Here is a 21,309-nt window from a genome sequence, read left to right as displayed (position 1 = left end):
CATGTCGATCGACGTCAACAACGAGTCCGGAACCGAGGTCGACGAGCAGGCGATCCTCGACATCGCCCGCTACGCGCTCGCGCGGATGCGCATCCACCCGCTCTCCGAGCTCTCGGTGATCGTCGTGGACGCCGACGCCATGGAGCAGCTCCACATCCAGTGGATGGACCTGCCGGGTCCGACGGACGTCATGTCCTTCCCGATGGACGAGCTGCGTCCGCCGGGCAAGGACGAGGACGAGCCGCCGCAGGGGCTGCTCGGCGACATCGTGCTCTGCCCGGAGGTCGCCGCGAAGCAGGGCACCGAGGCGCAGACCCAGCACTCCATGGACGAGGAGCTCCAGCTCCTGACCGTCCACGGGGTGCTGCACCTGCTCGGCTACGACCACGAGGAGCCGGACGAGAAGGCCGAGATGTTCTCACTGCAGGCCGCCATCGTGGACGGCTGGCGTGCGGAGAAGGGTCTGACCGGCCCGTCCCCGGCCCCGACCGTCTCATGAGCCTCCCCCTGGTCGCCGGCGCGGTCGCCCTGGTGGTGATCGCCTGGCTCGCCGCGTGCGCGGAGGCGGGGCTCGCGAGGGTCTCCAGCTTCCGCGCCGAGGAGGCCGTGCGGTCGGGGCGGCGCGGCAGCGCCAAGCTCGCCAAGGTCGCCGCCGACCCGACGCGCTATCTGAACGTGGCGCTGCTGGTCCGCGTGGCCTGCGAGATGGCGGCCGCGGCGCTGGTCGCCTACGCCTGCCTGAAGGAGTTCGCCAACACCACCGAGGCCCTGCTGATCGCCATCGCGGTGATGGTGCTCGTGTCGTACGTCGCCGTCGGGGTGTCCCCGCGCACCATCGGCCGCCAGCACCCGATGAACACGGCGACGGCGGCGGCGTACGTGCTGGTGCCGCTGGCCCGGATCATGGGCCCGATCCCGTCGCTGCTGATCCTCATCGGCAACGCGCTCACGCCCGGCAAGGGCTTCAGGCGCGGTCCCTTCGCCTCCGAGGCGGAGCTGCGGGCGCTGGTGGACTACGCCGAGAAGGAGTCCCTGATCGAGGCCGAGGAGCGCCGCATGGTGCACTCGGTGTTCGAGCTGGGCGACACCCTGGTGCGGGAGGTCATGGTCCCGCGGACCGACCTCGTCGTCATCGAGCGGTACAAGACCGTCCGCCAGGCGCTCACCCTGGCCCTGCGCTCCGGTTTCTCGCGCATTCCGGTCACCGGGGACAGCGAGGACGACGTCGTCGGCATCGTGTACCTGAAGGACCTGGCCCGCCGGACCCACATCAGCCGGGAGGCGGAGAGCGACCTGGTCTCCACGGCGATGCGCCCGGCGTCCTTCGTGCCCGACACCAAGAACGCCGGTGACCTGCTGCGCGAGATGCAGAAGGACCGCAACCACGTCGCCGTCGTCATCGACGAGTACGGCGGCACGGCCGGCATCGTCACCATCGAGGACATCCTGGAGGAGATCGTCGGCGAGATCACCGACGAGTACGACCGGGAGCTGCCGCCCGTCGAGGAGCTGGGCGAGGGCCGATTCCGGGTCACCGCCCGCCTCGACATCGGCGACGTGGGCGAGCTGTACGGCCTGGAGGAGTTCGACGACGAGGACGTGGAGACCGTGGGCGGCCTGCTCGCGAAGGCGCTGGGCCGGGTGCCGATCGCCGGTGCCTCCTCGATCGTGGAGCTGCCCGACGGGCGCGAGCTGCGCCTGACGGCGGAGGCCGCGGCGGGCCGCCGGAACAAGATCGTGACGGTGCTGGTGGAGCCGGTCAACGCGGCGCGGCCCGCCGAGGAGGCCGCGTCCGAATGACCCCCGGGGAGCTGCGCGACTTCTGCCTGTCCTTCAACGCCGCCGTGGAGGACTTCCCCTTCGGCCCGGAGATCTCGGTCTTCAAGGTGCTGGGGAAAATGTTCGCGCTGTCCTTCCTGGACGGGGACCCGCTCACGGTCAACCTGAAGTGCGACCCGGACGACGCGATCCGGCTGCGCGCCGACCACCCGGGGCTGATCGTCCCGGGCTGGCACATGAACAAGCGGCACTGGAACACGGTCACCGTGGCCGGCGGACCCGGCGGCGGGCTCCCGGACCGTCTCGTCCGGGAGCTGGTCGAGGACTCGTACGACCTCGTCGTCGCGGGCCTACCGCGCGCCGACCGTCTCCGTCTCGACCGTCCCTGACTCGACCGTCCCTGAGCCCGTCGTCCGGCGGCCGCGCAGTCCGGCCGCGACCAGCACGGCCGCCGCCAGCACGATCACCGCGTCCAGGAGCAGCACCGTGTGGACGCCGGAGGCCAGGTCCTCGGACGTGGTGGCCAGCACGCCCAGCAGCGGGATGCCGACGGTCATGCCGACCTGCTGGGTGGAGGTGACCAGGCCGGTCGCCAGGCCCTGCTCCCGGTCGGGGACGCCGGAGGTGACGGTCAGACCGTAGGAGATGATCGCGCCCAGGTGGCACATGCTGGCCAGGGACACGGCGGCCGTGGCGAGCACCACCGACCAGCCGCCCTCCCCCAGCGCCAGCAGGGACAGCCCGATCGCGCCCTGCCCGGCGAGCGAGCCGACCAGCGTGCGGCGGGCGCCGAAGCGGCCGATGACACGCGGCGCGTACGAACCGGCGACCACCGACAGGACGCCCTGCACGCCGAAGACCAGGCCGGTCTCGAAGGCGGTCAGGCGCAGGATCTCCTGGAGGTACAGGGTGAGCACGAAGACCACCGTGGACATCATGGAGAAGGTGACCAGACCGCCCAGGTTGCCCCACGCCACCGTCCGGCGGCGCAGCATCGGCAGCGAGACGAGCGGCTGGGCGGTGCGGGACTCGACGACGGCGAAGGCGGTCAGGAGCAGCAGGCCCGCGACCAGGGTGACGAGGACGTCGGTGCGGCCGAAGCCGTGCTCGGCGGCCGTCGACAGGGCGTAGATCAGGGCGAGCAGGCCGCCGGTGACGGTGATGGCGCCGGGGACGTCGAGGCGGGGGCGGTCGGGCGTGCGTGACTCCGGGAGCAGGGCGGGGGCGAGGGGCAGCACGATCAGGGCGAAGAGGGCGAGCAGGCCCATCGTGGAGCGCCAGCCCAGCAGGTCGGTCAGTACGCCGCCGGCGACCATGCCGACGGTGAAGCCCAGCGAGAGCAGGGTGCCGGAGATGCCGAGGGCGCGGTCGCGGGCCGGGCCCTCCGGGAACGTCGTCGTCAGCAGGGACATGCCGGTCGGGACGATGGCCGCCGCGCCGAGGCCCTGGAGGGCGCGTCCGGCGAGGAAGGAGGCCGGGTCCCAGGCGAAGGTGGCCAGCAGCGAGGCGGCGCCGAAGAGCGCGAGGCCGGCGAGGAACAGGCGGCGGCGCCCGTACAGGTCTCCCATGCGGCCGAAGAGCAGCAGGAACCCGCCGGAGGGCAACGCGAAGGCCGTGACCGCCCACTGGAGGGCGGACGGGCTCATGCCGAGGTCGGCGCCGAGGACGGGCAGGGCGACGTTCAGGACGGAGAAGTCGAGCGCGACCATGAACTGGGCGGCGCACAGCACGAACAGGACGAGCCGGTCGCGGGACGTGAGCCGGGAAGCGGCCGCCGGCCCGGCGGCTGGTGGGTCAGTGGGCGGTGGATCGGCGGCTGGTGGGTCGGTGGGTGGTGGATCGGTGGGTGTGGTGGAGGTGGTGTCGATCGCCATGGGAAGGAGCCTGCGGGCCGCGGAATAGCCGTGGGGAGCGGCAAGTTGTCCTGGTGGTGGCACCACCAGCCACCGCATCAGCATGCCTACGGGGGGAGTACGTACGTGCCGGACGTGATCGTGCGGGCACGGTCCGCTTCGGCGGGCCGGGACCGGCGCCGCAGTGAGCTGCGGGAGTTCCTGATGAGCCGGCGGGCCCGGGTCTTGCCGGCCGAGGTCGGCCTGCCGGACGGCGGGGCGCGGCGCCGGACGCCGGGACTGCGCCGCGAGGAGGTCGCCGTGCTGGCGGGGGTGGGCGCCTCCTGGTACCAGTGGCTGGAGCAGGGCCGCGACATCTCCGTCTCCCCGCAGGTCCTGGACGCGGTCGGCCGGGTGCTTCGGCTCAGCAACGCCGAGCGCCGCCACCTGTACGTGCTGGCCGGACTGAATCCGCCCGCCGCCGAGGTGGAGCCGGCCAGGCGGGACATGTGCGAGGGGCTGCGGCGGCTGATCGACACGTGGATGCCGTACCCGGCGCACATCATGGACCGGTACTACAACTGCGTGATGTACAACGACGCGGCGGGGGCGGTGCTGGGCATGCGGCCCGAGACGACGTGGAACTGCATCGTCGACTTCTTCACCGACCCGCTGTACCGCGCCCGTTCGCGGAGCTGGGAGGAGAACGCCCGCACGGTCGTCGCCCAGTTCCGGGCCGCCTGCGCGGCCCATCCCGACGACGAGGGGTTCCAGCAGGTGCTGGCGGACCTGAGGGAGGCCAGTGCCGAGTTCGCCGTGCTGTGGGACGAGCGGGACATCGAGGACGCGGGGCAGATCCGCAAGGAGCTGGACCATCCGCTGGTCGGCCTGCTCAGCCTGGAGTCGACGGCGCTCCAGGTCCCCGCGCGCCCCGATCTGACCATCGTGCTGCACACGCCGCTGGACGAGGCGAACACCGCGGCGAAGCTGGAGTGGCTGGCCTCGCCGGAGGGCCGCCGGGGGGCGATGTACCCGGTGGCGGGGTGACCGGGCGGGCGTTCGGCGGGGCTCCGTATGCTCACCCCATGACCGAGACTCCCGACCTCGACCCCGAGGACCGCAAGATCGTCACCCTGGCCCGCTCCGCCCGGGCCCGCAACGGCGTCCCCGAGGGCGCCGCCGTACGCGACGAGACCGGCCGCACGTACGTCGCCGGCACGGTCGCCCTCGATTCCCTCCGGCTCAGCGCCCTGCGCACCGCGGTGGCGATGGCGGTGGCGTCCGGCGCGAAGTCGCTGGAGGCGGCGGCGGTGGTGACGGAGGCGGAGTCCGCGTCGGAGGAGGACCGGGCGGCGGTACGGGACCTGGGGGGTCCGGGGACGCCGGTGCTGGTGGCTTCGCCGGACGGGACGGTGCGGGCGACGGTGAGCGCGGGCTGACGTCCGGCGGCCCGGTGGGCGACCGTGGTACGGCGGGGCTCCGGGGATCAGGGACAATGGGCGCCATGAGCGTTCGTACCCAGTCATCCGAAGAACCGGCCGAGGCTGTTCACCGGGCCGGCTTCGCCTGCTTCGTGGGCCGCCCCAACGCGGGCAAGTCCACCCTCACGAACGCTCTGGTCGGGCAGAAGGTGGCGATCACCTCGAACCGTCCGCAGACCACCCGGCACACCGTGCGGGGCATCGTGCACCGCGAGGACGCCCAGCTGATCCTGGTGGACACCCCGGGGCTGCACAAGCCGCGCACGCTGCTGGGCGAGCGGCTCAACGACGTGGTGCGCACCACGTGGGCCGAGGTGGACGTCATCGGCTTCTGCCTGCCGGCCAACGAGAAGCTGGGCCCCGGCGACCGCTTCATCGCCAAGGAGCTGGCCGGGATCAAGAAGACCCCGAAGGTCGCGATCGTCACCAAGACCGACCTGGTGGACGGCAAGACACTGGCCGAGCAGCTGATCGCCATCGACCAGCTCGGCCAGGAGCTGGGCATCACCTGGGCGGAGATCGTGCCGGTGTCGGCCACCGGGAACAAGCAGGTGGACCTGCTCGCCGACCTGCTGACCCCGCTGCTGCCCGAGGGCCCCGCGCTCTACCCCGAGGGCGACCTGACCGACGAGCCCGAGCAGGTCATGGTCGCCGAGCTGATCCGGGAGGCCGCGCTGGAGGGCGTACGGGACGAGCTGCCGCACTCCATCGCGGTGGTCGTCGAGGAGATGCTTCCGCGCGAGGACCGTCCCGCGGACAAGCCGCTCCTGGACATCCACGCCAACGTTTTCATCGAGCGCCCCAGCCAGAAGGGCATCATCATCGGCCCCAAGGGCAAGCGCCTGAAGGACGTCGGCATCAAGTCCCGCAAGCAGATCGAGGCGCTGCTCGGTACTCCGGTCTTCCTGGATCTGCACGTGAAGGTCGCCAAGGACTGGCAGCGCGACCCGAAGCAGCTGCGGCGGCTCGGGTTCTGAACCCGCCCGAGGGCTCCCCGCCCGATGTCCGGCACCCGACCCGGCACGCCGGCCACGCGGCGGCAGCCGCACATTGATACAGCCTGGACCTGCACGTGGAGGTCGCCAAGGACTGGCAGCGCGGCCCGAAGCAGCTGCGGCGGCTCGGGTTCTGAACCCGCCCGGGGGCCCGTGCGGCGGTCAGGGCGTCGGGGGGCGGAAGCCGATGGTCGGGACCGCGCGGCGCAGGGGCCAGGGGGCGACCAGGTCGTCCGGGACCAGGCCGGCCAGGAAGGCGTAGCGGCTGAGGGCCGCCGGGTCCTGGTCGTCCAGCGACTGGACCTTGCGCCACCAGGTCGCGATCTCGCACCAGCCGGGCGCCGACAGCGAGCCGCCGAACTCCTGGACGGAGAGGGCGGCGGTCAGCCCGGCGAAGGCCAGGCGGTCGGCGAGCGGCCAGCCGGCCAGGGTGCCGGTGACGAACCCGGCGACGAACACGTCCCCGGCGCCGGTCGGGTCCAGGGCCTCGACCTCGATCGCCGGGACCTCGGCGCTCTCCCCCGTACGCCGGTCCACCGCGTAGGCGCCGTCCGCGCCGAGGGTGACCACGGCGAGCGGCACGTGCTCGGTCAGGGCGTGCGCGGCGGCGCGGGGGCAGCCGGCGCCGGTGTAGCGCATGGCCTCCTCCGCGTTCGGCAGGAACGCCTCGCAGTGCGCGAGGTCGGGCAGCGCGGCCAGGTCCCAGGCTCCGGTGTCGTCCCAGCCGACGTCGGCGAAGACCCGGGTACCGCGGGCGGCGGCCCGGGCGATCCAGGGGGCGCTGACGCCGGGTGTGAGGGAGGCGACGGCGGCGCGGGCGCCGGGCGGGCAGTCGGGGGACGGTTCCTCGGGCGGCGGTTCGTGCCCGTGGGAGACCATCGTGCGCTCGCCCTCGTACGCCATGGAGACCGTCACCGGCGAGTGCCAGCCGGGCACGGTGCGCGAGGGGCCCAGGTCGATGCCCTCGCCCTGGGCCAGGGCGTCCCAGCAGTAGTCTCCGTAGTGGTCGTCGCCGAAGGCGGCGGCCAGCGAGGTGCGCAGGCCGAGGCGGGCCAGCGCGGTCGCCATGTTGGCGATGCCGCCCGGGCTCGATCCCATACCCCGGGCCCAGGACTCGGTGCCGCGCACCGGGGCGGAGTCGAGCCCGGTGAAGACGACGTCGAGGAAGACGGTGCCGGTCAGGTACACGTCCCAGGGCGGGTCCTGCGGGGTGCGCAGGGCGGCGAGCGGATCGACCTGGGGCCGGTGGTGCGATCCCTCGGGCGGGGCGTGGCGGTGCGTCCTCTCGTCGGCCGGCATGACGGGCATGGCGGGCACGTCGGACGCGGTGGACACGGTGGACGCTGTCACGGTGCGCTCCCTGGCATGGTGCGGACCCCGCCAGTGTGCACCACGCCGCCGACAGTGGGGCGGTGTCCGGCCCCGGCGTCACACCCCGGTGGGTCCCGCGGTCACCAGCGCGGCACGGAGGGCGTGACCCACCCGGGGTCGGCGGCCCGCATGGCGGCCGCGTCGTCGCGGTCGCGCAGGGCGCCGTCGTCGTCGAGCCAGCGCCGGTGGAGGAGGGCCAGCCTGTCGCGGTCGACCTCGACTCCGAGGCCGGGGGCGTCGGGGACGGTGACCCGGCCGCCGGCGAAGGTGAGCCGTTCGGTGAGCACGTCCTCGGACTGCCAGGGGTAGTGGGAGTCGCAGGCGTGGTGGAGGTCCGGGACGGTGGCCGCCACATGGGTCATGGCGGCGAGGCTGATGCCGAGGTGGGTGTTGGAGTGCATGGAGACGCCGACGCCGAAGGTGCGGCAGACGGCGGCCAGTCGCTGTGTGTTGCGCAGCCCGCCCCAGTAGTGGTGGTCGCAGAGCACGACCTGCACGGCGCCCTTGGTGAACGCCTCCGGGATCTCGGCGAACGTCGTCACGCACATGTTGGTCGCCAGCGGAACCTCCGTCTTCGCGGCGACCTCCGCCATCGCCGGGGTGCCGAGCGCGGGGTCCTCCAGGTACTCCAGGACGTCCCCGAGTTCCGCCGCGACCTCGAGGGAGGTCTCCACGGACCAGGCGCCGTTGGGGTCCAGGCGCAGGGGGTGGCCGGGGAAGGCCTCGGCGAGGGCCCGGATCGCGGCGATCTCCTGCTCGGGCGGGAAGACGCCGCCCTTGAGCTTGAAGGACGTGAAGCCGTACCGCTCGGTGAAGCGGCGGGCCTGCTCGACCACGCCCGCCGGGTCGACGGCGGGGCCCCAGTCGTCCTGTTCCCCCGCCACGCCCTCGGGGTGGCGGTCCCACTTGTAGAAGAGGTACGCGCTGTACTCCACGGCGTCCCGGACCTTGCCGCCCAGCAGCGCGTGCACGGGCAGGCCGAGCGCCTTGCCGAGAGCGTCGAGGCAGGCGACCTCGAAGCCGGAGACGACGGACAGGCGCAGCTTGTCGGCGGTCTGGACGCCGCGCAGCCCGCCGACGTCGACCTGACCGGAGACGCGGGAGGCGTCGACGGCGACCTCGTCCGCGATGGTGAACAGGCCGTTGAGGTCGGACACCTGGCGGCCGATCAGCCCGCGGGCGAAGGGGCGGGCCAGTTCCAGGTACTTCGTGTCGCCGTAGGTCTCGCCGAGGCCGGTGATGCCGTCGGCGGTCTCCACCTCGACGATCAGGCGCGGGGTGTACGGCTGGTGCACGCCCTGGGTGTTGAGCAGGGGCGGGTCGGCCACCAGGATCGGCGTCAGGCGGACGTCGGTGACGGTGAGGTTCACAGGGCGACTCTCCTGTCTCCGTATGCAGCTGCTATCCACATATAAGAATGGAGAGTAGGCGGACACCCGGGGTGCGTCAACGGCCGGGCGCCCGCTGCTACCCAGACTTGAAACCACCAAACTATTCTGTGATCCAGATCACACACCCTCGCCTGTTTCCCGCCCGTCCGCGCTTGATACAAATTGCCCGCGCGTTCCTGTCCGTCGACGGTCGTCGCTCCCTCCCCTTCCCACCCTCCTTTCGCATGCCCTGGGAACGCCCGTGTTCGCCCCCCGCACCACTCCCTGGCCCCTCGTCGCCCTTTTCACGGCCGGGTACCTGCCCCCGTATCTGCTGCCCACCGCCGTCGGCAGACTCGACACCAGCCTTCCGCTGACCACCACTCAGGCGGGCGCCGTCGGCAGTGCCCTGCTGCTGAGTTCGGCGACCGCGGGCTTCCTGCTGGCCTCCCGGGTACAGCGGATCGGCGCCCGCACACTGGCCCGCCTCGGTCTCGCCCTGGCCGTCCTCGGCTACGGCGCCGCCTCGCTCACCACCGCCGTCCCCGCCGTCGTCGCCGGCGCGATGCTCGGCGGCTTCGGGTCGGGCACGGCCACCACGGTCGCCGCCACCCGGATCGCCGCCGAGAAGGACCCCCACCGCGCCTCCACCGCGGGCCTGCTGACCGTGTCCGCGCTGGCGGGCGCGGTGTACCTGACGGTGCCGCACCTCGGGCGGGCGCACGGGCTGCCGCTCGCCGCGATCGCGCTGACGGCGCTCGCGGTGTGGCCCCTGACCGGGCGACTGCCGGGCGGGACCGCCGCCTCACCGGCCGCGCACGACACCGACACCGACACCGGCACCGGCACCGGCACCGACGCCCCGCTCCCCCGGCGCCGCTCGGGACTCGTCCTCGCCGCCGCCGTGCTGTGCTGGTCCATGGCGCAGAACTCCCTGTGGGGCGTCAGCGGCCGGATCGGGCTGACGCAGGCCGGTCTGGGCGACGCCGCCCTGGGGGTCGTGTTCGCCGTCGCGCTGGGCGCGGGACTGGTGGGTGTGCTGGTGGCCGGGGCGCTCGGGCCGCGGCTGGGCCGGGCGATGCCCATCGGGGCGGGGACCGTGGTCATCGCCGTCTGCATCGCCCTCACCGCGTCGGCGACCTCCCCCGCCGCCTTCGCGACCGGGGAGATCGCCTGGAACACGCTGTACCCGGTGGTGCTGTCGTACCTGATCGGCCTCGCCGCCTCGCTCGACGCGCGCGGCCGGTGGGCGGTGCTCGTCGGCTCGGCGTCCTCGCTGGGGACGGCGGCCGGGCCGCTGGCCGGCAGTGTGCTGTCGGCGCAGGCCGGTTACGCGGGCATGGGCCTGGTGCTGGCCGCCGGTCTGCTGCTGGTCGCCGCGCCGATGACCGCCGTCGCCCTGCACACCGGCGGGCGCCCGCTGCTGCCCGGCGCGATCCGCCGCCGCGGCGGCACCCCGGCCGCGCTGGTCGCCGCCGCCACGGGCACGCCGAGCGGCGCCGTCCCGGAGGTCGGGGCGGTGGAGCAGCCGGTCGTGGAGATCGACGTGGACGCCCCGGCGGTGGCCGTCCAGCGCGCCTACGACACGGCGGGACCCCGGCAGGCCGCGGCCACACCGGGGTCCGGAACGGGCTGAGCCCTACGCGGGACGAACCGAGTTCTGCGCCGCCGGGAACTCGTACGCGTCCACCTCGGCGAGGTAGCGCGCCCGCAGTTCCTCGTCGTCCTCCAGGAAGGAGGCGAGGAAGGAGTTGCGGGCCAGTTCCCGCAGCCGGTCCCCGGTGAGGCCGAGGGCCTCGCGCACGGCGTCGAAGTTGTCGCCCGCGTAGCCGCCGAAGTAGGCCGGGTCGTCGGAGTTGACCGTGCACATCAGCCCGGCGTCCAGCATCGCGGGCAGCGGGTGGTCGGCGAGGGTGTCGACCGTGCGCAGGCGGACGTTGGACAGCGGGCACAGGGTCAGCGGTACGCGGTCGCGGACCAGCCGCTCGACCAGTGCCGGGTCCTCCACCGAGCGCAGGCCGTGGTCGATCCGCTCGACGCCGAGGACGTCCAGGGCCTCCACGACGTACGCGGGCGGCCCCTCCTCGCCGGCGTGCGCGACGCGGCGCAGCCCGAGGGCGGCGGCGGCCTCGTACACCTCGCGGAACTTCACCGGCGGGTGGCCGACCTCGGCGGAGTCCAGGCCGACGCCGGTGATGCGGTCGAGGTACGGCTTGGCGGCGTCCAGGGTCGCGAGCGCCGACTCGGCGGACTCGTCGCGCAGGAAGCACATGATCAGGCGGGTCGAGACGCCGTGCTTCTCCCGGCTGGTGCTCAGCGCGCGCCACAGCCCCTCCACCACCGTGCCCATCTCCACGCCCCGGGCCAGGTGGGCCTGCGGGTCGAAGAAGATCTCCGCGTGCCGCACGCCCTGCGCGGCGGCCCGGGCGAGATAGGCGTTCGCCAGGTCCTCGAAGTCCCGCTCGGTGCGCAGGACGGCCATCAGCTCGTAGTACAGGTTCAGGAAGGACTGCAGGGCCTCGAAGCGGTACGCCTCGCGCAGGGCGTCCTCGTCCGGGTACGGCAGGGACACGCCGTTGCGGGCGGCCAGCTCGAAGGCCAGCTCCGGTTCCAGGGTGCCTTCGATGTGGAGGTGCAGTTCAGCTTTGGGCAGGGGCATCAGAGCATCGTACGGCGGTCTCACCGACGTTTCGGAACGGGGACGCGGGTGAGGTCGCGGGCCACGGTCAGCTCGCCCTCGTAGCCGGCCGCCCGCGCCTGCCGCTCGAACTCCTCGGGGTCGGAGTAGCGCTGGCTGAAGTGGGTCAGGACCAGGTGGCGCACGCCCGCGTCCCGGGCGGCCCGCGCCGCCTGGCCCGCGGTGAGGTGGCCGTGGTCGGTGGCCAGGGTCTCGTCCTCGTCGAGGAACGTGGACTCGATGACCAGCAGGTCGCAGCCCTCGGCGAGCGCGTGCACGCCCTCGCACAGCCGGGTGTCCATGACGAACGCGAACCGCTGGCCGCGGCGGACCTCGCTGACCTCGTCCAGCGGTACGCCGTTCAGCGAACCCTCGCGCTGGATGCGGCCGACGTCGGGGCCCTTGATGCCGTGCGCCGCGAGGCGTTCGGGCAGCATGCGGCGGCCGTCGGGCTCGGTGATGCGGTAGCCGTAGGACTCGACGGGGTGGGAGAGCTTCCGGGCGTCGAGGGTGTAGGCGGGGGTGACGGCCAGGGTGCCGTCGGTGTCGACCGGGGCCTCGCTGAGGGCGACCGTCTCGCGGTAGGCGGTGGCGTAGCGCAGGCGGTCGAAGAAGCGCTGCCCGGAGCGTGGATAGTGGGCGGTGACCTCGTGCGGGACCTGGTCGAGGTTGATGCGCTGGATGACGCCGGCCAGGCCGAGGCTGTGGTCGCCGTGGAAGTGGGTGACGCAGATCCGGTTCAGGTCGTGGACGGCGACCCCGGCGCGCAGCATCTGGCGCTGCGTGCCCTCGCCGGGGTCGAACAGGATGCCCTCGCCGTCCCAGCGGAGCAGGTAGCCGTTGTGGTTGCGGTGCCGGGTCGGAACCTGGCTGGCGGTGCCGAGGACGACGAGTTCACGTACGGACATCGTGGTCGCGCCGCTTTATCCGGGGGGCCATTCGAGGCCCCGGCCGCCGAGGACGTGGGCGTGGGTGTGCCAGACGGTCTGGCCGGCACCGGTGCCGGTGTTGAAGATGGTGCGGTAGCTGTCCAGCTTCTCCTCGTCGGCGACCGCCTGGGTCTCGCGCAGGACGTCCGCGGCGAGTTCCGGGGCGCCGGCCGCGAGGGCCGCGGCGTCCCGGTAGTGGGCCTTGGGGATCACCAGGACGTGGGTGGGGGCCTGGGGGTTTATGTCGCGGAACGCGACGGTCGTCTCCGTCTCGCGGACGATCGTCGCGGGGATCTGGCCTGCGACGATCTTGCAGAACAGACAGTCGTCCTGTGGCTCGCCCGCCATGGGGGCCTCCTCACGCTGGTGATCTTGTTACGGGCATCGTATCCAGCCGCGCGGCTACGGCAGGCTCGGCGGTGTCTTCGCCGGGGTCTCCTCCAGTGCCGCCAGCGCCAGCCGGACCGCCTCGTCCAGCTGGGGGTCGCGGCCCGCCGCGTGGTCCTGCGGGCGCTGCGGGACCTCCACGTCCGGATCGACGCCGTGGTTCTCCACGCCCCACCCGTAACCCTCCAGCCAGAAGGCGTACTTGGGCTGCGTGATCAGCGTGCCGTCGACCAGCCGGTAGCGGCTGTCGATGCCGATGACGCCGCCCCAGGTGCGGGTGCCGACGACCGGGCCGATGCCGAGCGCCTTGATCGCGGCGTTGACGATGTCGCCGTCGGAGCCGGAGAACTCGTTGGCGACGGCGACGACCGGACCCCGGGGCGCGTCCTGCGGGTAGCTGGACGGCCGCATGCCGCGCGGCAGGTCCCAGCCGACGATGCGCCGGGCCAGCTTCTCCACGACCAGCTGGGAGGTGTGCCCGCCGCGGTTCTCGCGGACGTCGACGACCAGGCCCTCCCGGGCCACCTCGACGCGCAGGTCGCGGTGGAGCTGGGCCCAGCCGGAGCCGACCATGTCGGGGACGTGCAGGTAGCCGAGCCGGCCGCCGGACTTCTCGTGGACATAGGCGCGGCGGTCGGCGACCCAGGCGTGGTAGCGCAGCGGCTCCTCGTCGGTGAGGGGGACGACGACGGCGTGCCGGGGTTCGCCGCCGCCGGACGGGGAGACGGTCAGTTCGACGGGCTTGCCCGCGGTGCCGACGAGCAGCGGGCCGGGTCCGGTGACCGGGTCCACGGGCTGACCGGCGACCGCGAGGATCGCGTCCCCGGCGCGCACGGCGACACCGGGCGCGGCGAGCGGGGAACGGGCCTCGGGGTCGGAGGTCTCCGAGGGCAGGACGCGGTCGACGCGCCAGGTGCCGTCCTCGTGGCGGGAGAGGTCGGCGCCGAGCAGTCCCTGCCGGGCGCCGGAGCCGTGGCCGCCGCGCGGGGTGACGTAGGCGTGGGAGGTGCCGAGTTCGCCGTGCACCTCCCAGAGAAGGTCGACGAGGTCGTCGTGGGTGGCGAGGCGGTCGAGGACGGGGCGGTAGCGGTCGAGTACGCCGTCCCAGTCGACGCCGTTCATGTCGGGCCGCCAGAAGTGGTCCCGCATGATGCGGCCGGTCTCGTCGAACATCTGGCGCCACTCGGCGGCCGGGGTGACGGTCTGCCGGACCCGGGCCAGGTCGACGGTGATGTTGGTGTCGCTGTCCTCGTCGCCGGAGGCCCGCCGGTCGCTGGGCACGACCTTGAGGCGTCCGTCGGTCCACAGCAGCACCCGCTTGCCGTCGCCGCTGACCTCGAAGTGGTCGGCGTCGGAGGCGAGGTGCTCGATCCGCTGCTGGGCGAGGTCGTAGCGCTCCAGCTCGGTGTGCGGGTCGGGGTCGTCCGGGGTGGCGCGGGAGGCGCCGAGGACGCCGGTGACCGGGTGGCGCAGCCACAGCACGCCGTCCTTGGCGGCGCGCAGCCCGGAGTAGCGGGCGGCCTCCACCGGGAAGGGCACGATGCGGTCGGCGAGGCCCTCGATGTCGATCCGGGTGGTGGGGGTGCCCTCGCTGTCGGGGGTCTCGTCCCGGTCCGGGGTCTCGAAGGGGCGGCCGTGGCGCTGCGGGCCGAAGGGCGACGGGGTGGTCGCCGCGAGCGTGATCAGGTACGGGCGGGCGCCCTCGACGAAGGCCAGGTCGAAGACGTGCTCGTCGTAGACCGGGTCGAAGGAGCGGGTGGAGAGGAAGGCGAGGTGCTTGCCGTCCAGGGTGAAGGCGGGCGCGTAGTCCTTGAAGCGCAGGGGGGTGGCTTCGGAGACCGACAGGTCGGTGGTGTTGGCGAGCTTGAGCTGGCGGAGCGGGTCGGGGCCGGGGTGGGACCAGGCGAGCCAGGCGGAGTCGGGTGAGAAGACCAGGCCGGAGGCGTCGCCGTTGTCGCTGCGGTCGACCTCGCGGACCTCGCCGGTCTCGCGCTCCACGAGCAGGACGCGCCCGTCGTGCGAGGCGACGGCGGCGCGGCTGCCGTCGGGGGCCATGGCGAGGCCCAGCACCCGGCCGAGCTGCCCGGCGGCGATCCGGCGCGGGCTGCTGCCGGGGGCGAGTCCGGTGGCGGGCGCGAACTCCAGGGCGTCCTCGCCCTCGGCGTCCGTCACCCACACCACCCATTCCTCGCCGTCGGCGCGGAAGGTGCGCGGCAGCCGGGTGCGGACGCCGGGCGTCGCCGCGAGGGCGCGGGCCGGTCCGGAGCGGTGGGTGACCCAGTGGACGCCGCCCCGTACGGCGACGGCGCTGCCGCGCGCGGTGTGGTCGGGGGACGCCGAGCCGAACCAGCGGGCGGCGTTGACCGGGTAGGCCTGGAGGTCGACGCGCGGGCCGCCGAGCCGGACGTCGAGGCGGCGCGGCTCGGCGCCGTCCAGGTCGTCCAGCGTCCACAGCTCACCGGCGGACGAGTAGACGACGCGGGTGCCGTCGGTCGCCGCGTGCCGGGCGTAGAAGCCGTCGAGAGGGGTGTGGCGGCGCAGGTCGGAGCCGTCGGCGAGGGAGGAGTAGAGGGCGCCGGTGCCCTCGTGGTCGGAGAGGAAGGCGATGCGGTCGCCGACCCAGAAGGGGTACTCGATGTTGCCGTCGAGGCCGTCGTGCAGGCGTACGAACTCGCCGTCGTCCTCGCGGTCGATCCACAACTTGCCCGCCGTGCCGCCCCGGTAGCGCTTCCACCAGGCGGCCTCGCGGCCCATCGGGGCGGACAGCAGCACGGTGTGCGGGCCGGCCGCGACGTCGCCGACGGGCCCGTACGGCAGGGTCTCGGCCGGTCCCCCGTCGAGCGGCACGGCACGGGCCCAGCTGCGGCGCAGGCTGGCCTGCCCGTGGGTGCTCAGGGCGAGGACCCGTCCGTCGGCGGTCCAGCCGCGTACCTGGGTGCGGATGCTGCCCCAGTGGGTGAGGCGCTTGGCGGGTCCGCCGTCGACGGGCGCGATGTGCACCTCGGGGGCGCCGTCGCGGGTGGAGGTCCAGGCGACGGTGGTGCCGTCGGGCGAGACGCGCGGGTGGTTGACCGGCACGTTGTCGGCGCTGACCCGCCAGGCCCGGCCGCCGTCGAGCGGGGCGAGCCACACGTCGTCCTCGGCGGTGAAGGCGACCAACTCGCCGTGCGGGTGCGGAAAGCGGAGGTAGGCAGACGCTGCGGGCTGTGTCACCCCCTCACCCTATGCAGCGGCGGCGTCCGCCGACAGAGGTTTGGATCACTTGCCGGCCACCGGCACGCCGGGCTACTTGCCCTCCACGGGGCGGCAGTGCGGGTCGTCCGGGCACCAGATGGTCCGGGTGACGGTCACGGTGGGTCCGGGCTGCCGTTGGGAAGGCCGGTTCGCGGGCGGGGCGCCGGTGGCGTCGCAGTCGCCCAGCCCGTCCACCCGGAACCACTGCTTGCCGTCCACCTTCGCGGTCAGGTCGCCGCGCACACAGGCGCCGTCGACCACGCGGGTCACCTTGCCGTCGACGGTGATGTCCTTGCCGTCGTCCGTCCTGCCGTCGCATTCGACGGACGCGACGGCGTTCTCGGAAGCACTGGTGCCCTCGTCGCCGTAGGAGGCGGTGCAGGTGATCCACCGGACCTCCGCCTTCCGCCGCTCCAGCTCACGCGTCACGGTCTGGTCGGTCGTGAACGCCACCGAGGCGGAGCTGAGTCCGCCCGGGTCGCACGCGGCGACACCGCCGACGGCGACCACCGAACCGACGACCACCGGAGCCACGCGCCGAATCCGCCTCAATGCCCCCATGGAGGGCAGCCTGCCACCGGTGCGGGGGCGGCGGTAGGGCGCATACGGCCACGCCTCACTACCGTGGGCGGATGGGCAATGACCGCAGGCAGCGCAGGCTCGTGGTGGACGAGCGGACGACGTACCTCTGGAGCCACCGGCAGAAACGGGGCCGTGACGGTGTCTGGCGCGACGCCCTGACGCTCTGCCGTGACGGGCTCCGCATCCGGTTCGTCTTCCTCGCGGGCGGCCCGGACTCCGGCCGGTACACCTCCGAGGGCGGCCACTGGTACAAGGGCTGCGTGGCGGACGGCCGCGGAAACCTGCTCAACCTGCGCGAACCCGGTGTCGTACGGCGATTGGTGGACGAGGCCGGACGGCGCGGGCTGCTGCCCGGAGCCGGGGACGGGCTCGTGGAGCTGGACGGCTGGGAACTGTTCCCCGCGTTGGCGTCGGCGTCGGCGGCCTGACCGGCGCCGTCAGGACCAGCGGCCGGTGCGGGCCAGGAGGACCGCCGTCGCCGCGGTGCCGGCCGTGGAGGTGCGCAGGACGCTGCGCCCCAGGCGGTAGGGCTTGGCGCCGGCCTCGGCGAACAGCGCCAACTCCTCCGGTGACACGCCGCCTTCGGGGCCGACGACCAGCACGATGTCGCCGGAGGCGGGGAGTTCCGTGGCGGCCAGGGGTTCCTCGCCGCTCTCGTGGAGTACGGCGGCGAAGTCGGCGTCGGCCAGAAGTGAGGCGACCTGCTTGCTCGTCGCCGCGTCCGCGACCTCGGGGAAGCGGACCCGCCGGGACTGCTTGCCGGCCTCCCGGGCCGTCGCCCGCCACTTGCCGAGCGCCTTCACACCCCGGTCGCCCTTCCACTGCGTGATGCAGCGGGACGCCGCCCACGGCACGATCGCGTCGACACCGACCTCGGTCATCGTCTCCACGGCCAGCTCGCCCCGGTCGCCCTTGGGCAGCGCCTGGACGACGGTGACGCGGGGCCGCTCCTCGGGCTCCTCGTGGACCGTCTCCAGGTCCGTGACGACGAGGCGGTCCTTGCCCTCGGCGGCCTTCACCACGCCCTCGGCCCAGTGTCCGCGCCCGTCGGTGAGGACGACGTCCTCGCCGGGCCGCAGCCGCTTCACGGAGACGGCGTGCCGTCCCTCGGGACCGTCCAGGACGTACTCCCCGCCGGGCAGACCGCCCGGCCGCAGGGAGTCGACCACGAACACCGGTGCCGTCATCGGCCCGTACCTCCCGTCGCGTAACCTGACAACGCTGTCCCGGCGGAGGCGAGTTCGGCCGCCAGCACCTCCACCAGCTGACCGGCGGGCAGTTCCCGCGCCATCCGGTGCCCCTGCCCCGCCCACAGCGCCATGCCCTGCGCGTCGCCCGCCTTCGCCGCCGCCTTGCGCAGGGGCGCGGTGAGGTGGTGCACCTCGGGGTAGGCGGCGGGGGCGTAGGGGCCGTGCTCGCGCAGGAAGCGGTTGACCAGGCCGCGGGCCGGGCGGCCGGAGAAGGCGCGGGTCAGTTCGGTGCGTACGAACAGCGGGTTGGTCAGGGCCTGCTTGTGCAGGGCGTGGGCGCCGGACTCGGGGGTGGCGAGGAAGGCGGTGCCGAGCTGGGCCGCGCTCGCGCCGGCCGCGAGGACGGCGGCGATCTGGCCGCCGCGCATGATGCCGCCGGCGGCGACGACGGGCAGGCTCACCGCCTCGCGGATCTGGGCGACCAGGGACAGCAGTCCGGTGCCCAAGCCGCCGGTCTCCGGACTGTCCCGGTGGGTGCCCTGGTGTCCGCCGGCCTCGGTGCCCTGTGCGATCACCGCGTCTGCGCCACAGTGCTCGACGGCCCGGGCCTCGTCCGCGGTGGTCGCGGTGACCAGCGCGAAGGTGCCGACGCGGTGCAGGGAGTCGACGACCTCACGGCTCGGGACGCCGAAGTGGAACGACACCACCGGCACCGGGTTGTCCAGCAGCACCGCGAGCTTGGTCTCGTAGCCGTCGTCCCGGCCGCACTCGGGGTCGCCGAGCTCCGTCTCGTACCAGGCGGCCTCGCCGGCCAGCTGATGGGCGTAGACGCCGACGGCGGACGGGTCGGCCGTCTCGGGCTGCGGCATGAAGAGGTTGACGCCGAAGGGGCGGGACGTCAGCCCCCGCAGCTGCTTGATCTCCTGGTACATCCCGTCCGCGGTCTTGTACCCGGCGGCGAGGAATCCCAGCCCTCCCGCATCGCAGACCGCGGCGGCGAGCTGCGGCACGGAGACGCCGCCCGCCATGGGTGCCTGCACGATCGGGTAGGGGAAGAGATCGGTCAGTGCGGAGGACATGAGCGCATGTTGTCACGTCCTTTGAACAAGTCCGAATCCGGGCTTCCGTTGGCATACGCCAGGAGCATCCGCATCGGGAAGCTCCTGGCGCCCTGCCTCGCCACGTGCCCGTCAGCGCCCGTTAAAGGCGTCCTTCAGACGGGAGAAAAGGCCCTGCTGACCAGGCTGGAACTGCCCCTGCGGACGCTCCTCGCCGCGCAACTTGGCGAGCTCGCGCAGCACGCGTTCCTGTTCGGCGTCGAGCTTGGTCGGGGTGGTCACCTCGACGTGGACGATCAGGTCGCCCCGGCCGCCGCCGCGCAGATGGGTGACGCCCCGGCCGTGCAGCGGGATCGACTGGCCGGACTGGGTGCCCGGGCGGATGTCGACCTCCTCCATGCCGTCGAGGGTCTCCAGCGGCACCTTCGTGCCGAGGGCCGCCGCCGTCATCGGGATGGTGACCGTGCAGTGCAGGTCGTCGCCGCGCCGCTGGAAGGTCGAGTGCGGCAGCTCGTGGATCTCGACGTACAGGTCGCCGGCGGGACCGCCGCCGGGGCCGACCTCGCCCTCGCCCGCGAGCTGGATGCGGGTGCCGTTGTCGACACCGGCCGGGATCTTCACCGTCAGCGTGCGACGGGAGCGGATGCGGCCGTCACCGGCGCACTCCGGGCACGGGGTCGGGACCACCGTGCCGAAGCCCTGGCACTGGGGGCAGGGCCGCGAGGTCATGACCTGGCCCAGGAAGGACCGGGTGACCTGCGAGACCTCACCGCGGCCGCGGCACATGTCGCACGTCTGGGCCGAGGTGCCCGGGGCGGCGCCCTCGCCGTTGCAGGTGTTGCAGACGACGGCCGTGTCGACCTGGATGTCCTTGGTCGTACCGAAGGCCGCCTCGTCGAGCTCGACCTCGATGCGGATCATGGCGTCCTGGCCCCGGCGGGTGCGCGAGCGCGGTCCGCGCTGCGACGCCGTACCGAAGAACGCGTCCATGATGTCCGAGAAGTTCCCGAAGCCGCCCGCGCCGAAGCCGCCGGCTCCGCCGCCGCCCGCCTGGGACATCGGGTCTCCGCCGAGGTCGTAGACCTGCTTCTTCTGCGGGTCCGACAGCACCTCGTAGGCGGCGTTGATCTCCTTGAACCGCTCCTGGGTCTTCGGATCGGGGTTGACGTCCGGATGCAGCTCGCGGGCGAGCCTCCGGAACGCCTTCTTGATCTCGTCCTGGGACGCGTCGCGGCGCACGCCGAGTACGGCGTAGTAGTCCGTGGCCACCTACGACTCCGCCAGGATCTGTCCGACGTACCGTGCCACTGCGCGTACCGCTCCCATCGTTCCCGGGTAGTCCATGCGGGTCGGTCCGACCACGCCGAGCTTGGCAACCGCCTCGCCGCCCGAACCGTAGCCCACCGACACGACGGACGTGGAGTTGAGTCCTTCGTGGGCGTTCTCATGACCGATACGGACGGTCACGCCCGGATCCTTCGCCTCGCCGAGCAGCTTGAGGAGCACGACCTGCTCCTCCAGTGCTTCGAGCACCGGCCGGATCACCAAGGGGAAGTCGTGCCCGAAGCGGGTGAGATTGGCGGTGCCGCCGATCATCAGCCGCTCCTCGTTCTCCTCGACCAGCGTCTCCAGGAGAGTGGAGAGCACGGTGGAGACCGTACCCCGGTCCTCGGCCTCGAAGGCCTCCGGGAGTTCCTCCACCAGACCGGGCACGTCCGAGAACCGGCGTCCCGCGACCCGGCTGTTGAGCCGCGCCCGCAGATCGGCGAGGGACGCCTCGCCGAACGGCGCCGGGCAGTCGACCATGCGCTGCTCGACCCGCCCGGTGTCCGTGATCAGCACGAGCATCAGACGCGCGGGCGCGAGCGAGAGCAGCTCGACGTGGCGCACGGTCGAGCGGGTCAGCGACGGGTACTGCACGACGGCGACCTGCCGGGTGAGCTGCGCGAGCAGCCGCACCGTGCGGGCCACGACGTCGTCGAGGTCGACGGCGCCCTCCAGGAAGTTCTGGATGGCGCGGCGCTCGGGCGCGGTCATCGGCTTGACGCCGGCCAGCTTGTCGACGAAGAGCCGGTAGCCCTTGTCGGTCGGGATGCGTCCCGCGCTGGTGTGCGGCTGGGCGATGAACCCCTCGTCCTCCAGGGCCGCCATGTCGTTGCGCACGGTGGCCGGGGAGACGCCGAGGTTGTGCCGCTCGGTGAGGGCCTTGGAGCCGACGGGCTCCTCGGTGCCGACGTAGTCCTGGACGATGGCGCGCAGCACCTTCAGCCTGCGTTCGCTGAGCATCGCGCACACCTCCAGAAGTCGTCGGCCCGTTGTCCTGCCTGTCTGTCCTGGCACTCACGGTGCGCGAGTGCCAGACTTCCCCGGCCCAGTGTACGGCTGTGGGGTACACCCACGGCAAGGCCGGGCACCGGGCCGGTC

20 protein-coding genes are annotated in these 21,309 nt (G+C 73.2%); 8 read left to right on the top strand and 12 right to left on the bottom strand.

Annotated elements, in window-relative coordinates; translation table 11 throughout:
- Position 1: 1 nt before the first annotated feature.
- The 3 genes from ybeY to KUM03_RS26545 are packed head-to-tail and all read left to right on the top strand — an operon-like array spanning position 2 to position 2,168.
- A complete protein-coding gene (gene ybeY / locus KUM03_RS26555; RefSeq protein ID WP_217252002.1) occupies positions 2 to 499 on the top strand; it encodes an rRNA maturation RNase YbeY in 498 nt (165 codons plus the stop codon).
- Positions 496 to 1,800 (top strand): hemolysin family protein, encoded by a 1,305-nt coding sequence (locus KUM03_RS26550; protein WP_217252000.1) that lies wholly within the window; start codon positions 496 to 498, stop codon positions 1,798 to 1,800. Before ybeY ends, KUM03_RS26550 begins: the two co-directional genes overlap by 4 nt.
- Positions 1,797 to 2,168, top strand: coding sequence for an MmcQ/YjbR family DNA-binding protein (locus tag KUM03_RS26545; RefSeq protein WP_217251998.1), 372 nt, complete (start codon positions 1,797 to 1,799; stop codon positions 2,166 to 2,168). The genes KUM03_RS26550 and KUM03_RS26545 overlap by 4 nt, the downstream gene beginning before the upstream one ends.
- Here KUM03_RS26545 and KUM03_RS26540 read toward each other — a convergent pair.
- Positions 2,130 to 3,653 (bottom strand): MFS transporter, encoded by a 1,524-nt coding sequence (locus tag KUM03_RS26540; RefSeq protein WP_217251996.1) that lies wholly within the window; start codon positions 3,651 to 3,653, stop codon positions 2,130 to 2,132. The genes KUM03_RS26545 and KUM03_RS26540 overlap by 39 nt on opposite strands.
- Positions 3,654 to 3,758: 105 nt before the next feature.
- Here KUM03_RS26540 and KUM03_RS26535 point away from each other — a divergent pair, with 105 nt between their 5' ends.
- The 3 genes from KUM03_RS26535 to era all read left to right on the top strand — a co-directional run bounded on the left by KUM03_RS26535 (position 3,759) and on the right by era (position 6,069).
- The gene (locus tag KUM03_RS26535; protein WP_217251994.1) at positions 3,759 to 4,658 is read left to right on the top strand and encodes a helix-turn-helix transcriptional regulator; all 900 of its coding nucleotides are present in this window, start codon (positions 3,759 to 3,761) and stop codon (positions 4,656 to 4,658) included.
- Between the two features lie 38 nt (positions 4,659 to 4,696).
- On the top strand, positions 4,697 to 5,050 hold the full coding sequence (locus tag KUM03_RS26530) for a cytidine deaminase (RefSeq protein ID WP_217251992.1): 354 nt from the start codon (positions 4,697 to 4,699) through the stop codon (positions 5,048 to 5,050).
- Between the two features lie 65 nt (positions 5,051 to 5,115).
- Entirely contained in the window at positions 5,116 to 6,069 is a 954-nt protein-coding gene (era, locus tag KUM03_RS26525; protein ID WP_073723920.1) for a GTPase Era, read from the top strand.
- A gap of 180 nt (positions 6,070 to 6,249) precedes the next feature.
- On the opposite strand, the gene KUM03_RS26520 is transcribed toward era, so the two are convergent.
- Positions 6,250 to 7,386, bottom strand: coding sequence for a carbohydrate kinase family protein (locus KUM03_RS26520; protein WP_254399959.1), 1,137 nt, complete (start codon positions 7,384 to 7,386; stop codon positions 6,250 to 6,252).
- Between the two features lie 152 nt (positions 7,387 to 7,538).
- A complete protein-coding gene (locus KUM03_RS26515; protein WP_217251988.1) occupies positions 7,539 to 8,828 on the bottom strand; it encodes a glucarate dehydratase family protein in 1,290 nt (429 codons plus the stop codon).
- Between the two features lie 262 nt (positions 8,829 to 9,090).
- Between KUM03_RS26515 and KUM03_RS26510 the strand changes: the two genes are divergently transcribed.
- Positions 9,091 to 10,464 (top strand): MFS transporter, encoded by a 1,374-nt coding sequence (locus tag KUM03_RS26510; RefSeq protein ID WP_217251985.1) that lies wholly within the window; start codon positions 9,091 to 9,093, stop codon positions 10,462 to 10,464.
- A 3-nt stretch (positions 10,465 to 10,467) separates the two neighbouring features.
- Here KUM03_RS26510 and KUM03_RS26505 read toward each other — a convergent pair whose 3' ends face one another.
- The 5 genes from KUM03_RS26505 to KUM03_RS26485 all read right to left on the bottom strand — a co-directional run bounded on the left by KUM03_RS26505 (position 10,468) and on the right by KUM03_RS26485 (position 16,616).
- Positions 10,468 to 11,487 carry an adenosine deaminase gene (locus KUM03_RS26505; protein ID WP_217251983.1) on the bottom strand — a complete coding sequence of 340 codons (1,020 nt, stop codon included), beginning with the start codon at positions 11,485 to 11,487 and terminating at the stop codon, positions 10,468 to 10,470.
- Positions 11,488 to 11,507: 20 nt separating this feature from the next.
- On the bottom strand, positions 11,508 to 12,413 hold the full coding sequence (locus tag KUM03_RS26500) for a ribonuclease Z (protein WP_217251980.1): 906 nt from the start codon (positions 12,411 to 12,413) through the stop codon (positions 11,508 to 11,510).
- 15 nt (positions 12,414 to 12,428) lie between these two features.
- Positions 12,429 to 12,782, bottom strand: a complete 354-nt coding sequence (locus tag KUM03_RS26495; RefSeq protein WP_073722953.1) for a histidine triad nucleotide-binding protein — start codon at positions 12,780 to 12,782, stop codon at positions 12,429 to 12,431.
- A gap of 54 nt (positions 12,783 to 12,836) precedes the next feature.
- Positions 12,837 to 16,034, bottom strand: coding sequence for a S41 family peptidase (locus tag KUM03_RS26490; RefSeq protein WP_217251978.1), 3,198 nt, complete (start codon positions 16,032 to 16,034; stop codon positions 12,837 to 12,839).
- Between the two features lie 72 nt (positions 16,035 to 16,106).
- Positions 16,107 to 16,616 carry a hypothetical protein gene (locus tag KUM03_RS26485; RefSeq protein WP_217251976.1) on the bottom strand — a complete coding sequence of 170 codons (510 nt, stop codon included), beginning with the start codon at positions 16,614 to 16,616 and terminating at the stop codon, positions 16,107 to 16,109.
- 71 nt (positions 16,617 to 16,687) lie between these two features.
- Between KUM03_RS26485 and KUM03_RS26480 the strand changes: the two genes are divergently transcribed.
- A complete protein-coding gene (locus KUM03_RS26480; RefSeq protein WP_217251974.1) occupies positions 16,688 to 17,065 on the top strand; it encodes a hypothetical protein in 378 nt (125 codons plus the stop codon).
- Positions 17,066 to 17,074: 9 nt separating this feature from the next.
- On the opposite strand, the gene KUM03_RS26475 is transcribed toward KUM03_RS26480, so the two are convergent.
- From KUM03_RS26475 to hrcA, 4 genes are all read right to left on the bottom strand, one after another.
- A complete protein-coding gene (locus KUM03_RS26475; RefSeq protein WP_217251972.1) occupies positions 17,075 to 17,824 on the bottom strand; it encodes a 16S rRNA (uracil(1498)-N(3))-methyltransferase in 750 nt (249 codons plus the stop codon).
- Positions 17,821 to 18,906, bottom strand: a complete 1,086-nt coding sequence (locus KUM03_RS26470; RefSeq protein WP_217251969.1) for a nitronate monooxygenase — start codon at positions 18,904 to 18,906, stop codon at positions 17,821 to 17,823. The genes KUM03_RS26475 and KUM03_RS26470 overlap by 4 nt, the downstream gene beginning before the upstream one ends.
- A 111-nt stretch (positions 18,907 to 19,017) precedes the next feature.
- Positions 19,018 to 20,154 (bottom strand): molecular chaperone DnaJ, encoded by a 1,137-nt coding sequence (gene dnaJ, locus KUM03_RS26465; RefSeq protein WP_217251967.1) that lies wholly within the window; start codon positions 20,152 to 20,154, stop codon positions 19,018 to 19,020.
- Positions 20,155 to 21,171, bottom strand: a complete 1,017-nt coding sequence (gene hrcA / locus KUM03_RS26460) for a heat-inducible transcriptional repressor HrcA (RefSeq protein WP_217251965.1) — start codon at positions 21,169 to 21,171, stop codon at positions 20,155 to 20,157. It lies immediately after the preceding gene.
- Between the last annotated feature and the right edge of the window lie 138 nt (positions 21,172 to 21,309).

Origin of the sequence: Streptomyces sp. AC602_WCS936, assembly GCF_019049125.1 — a bacterium.
Classification (GTDB): domain Bacteria; phylum Actinomycetota; class Actinomycetes; order Streptomycetales; family Streptomycetaceae; genus Streptomyces.
This window is presented reverse-complemented; position numbering and strand designations above follow the sequence as displayed.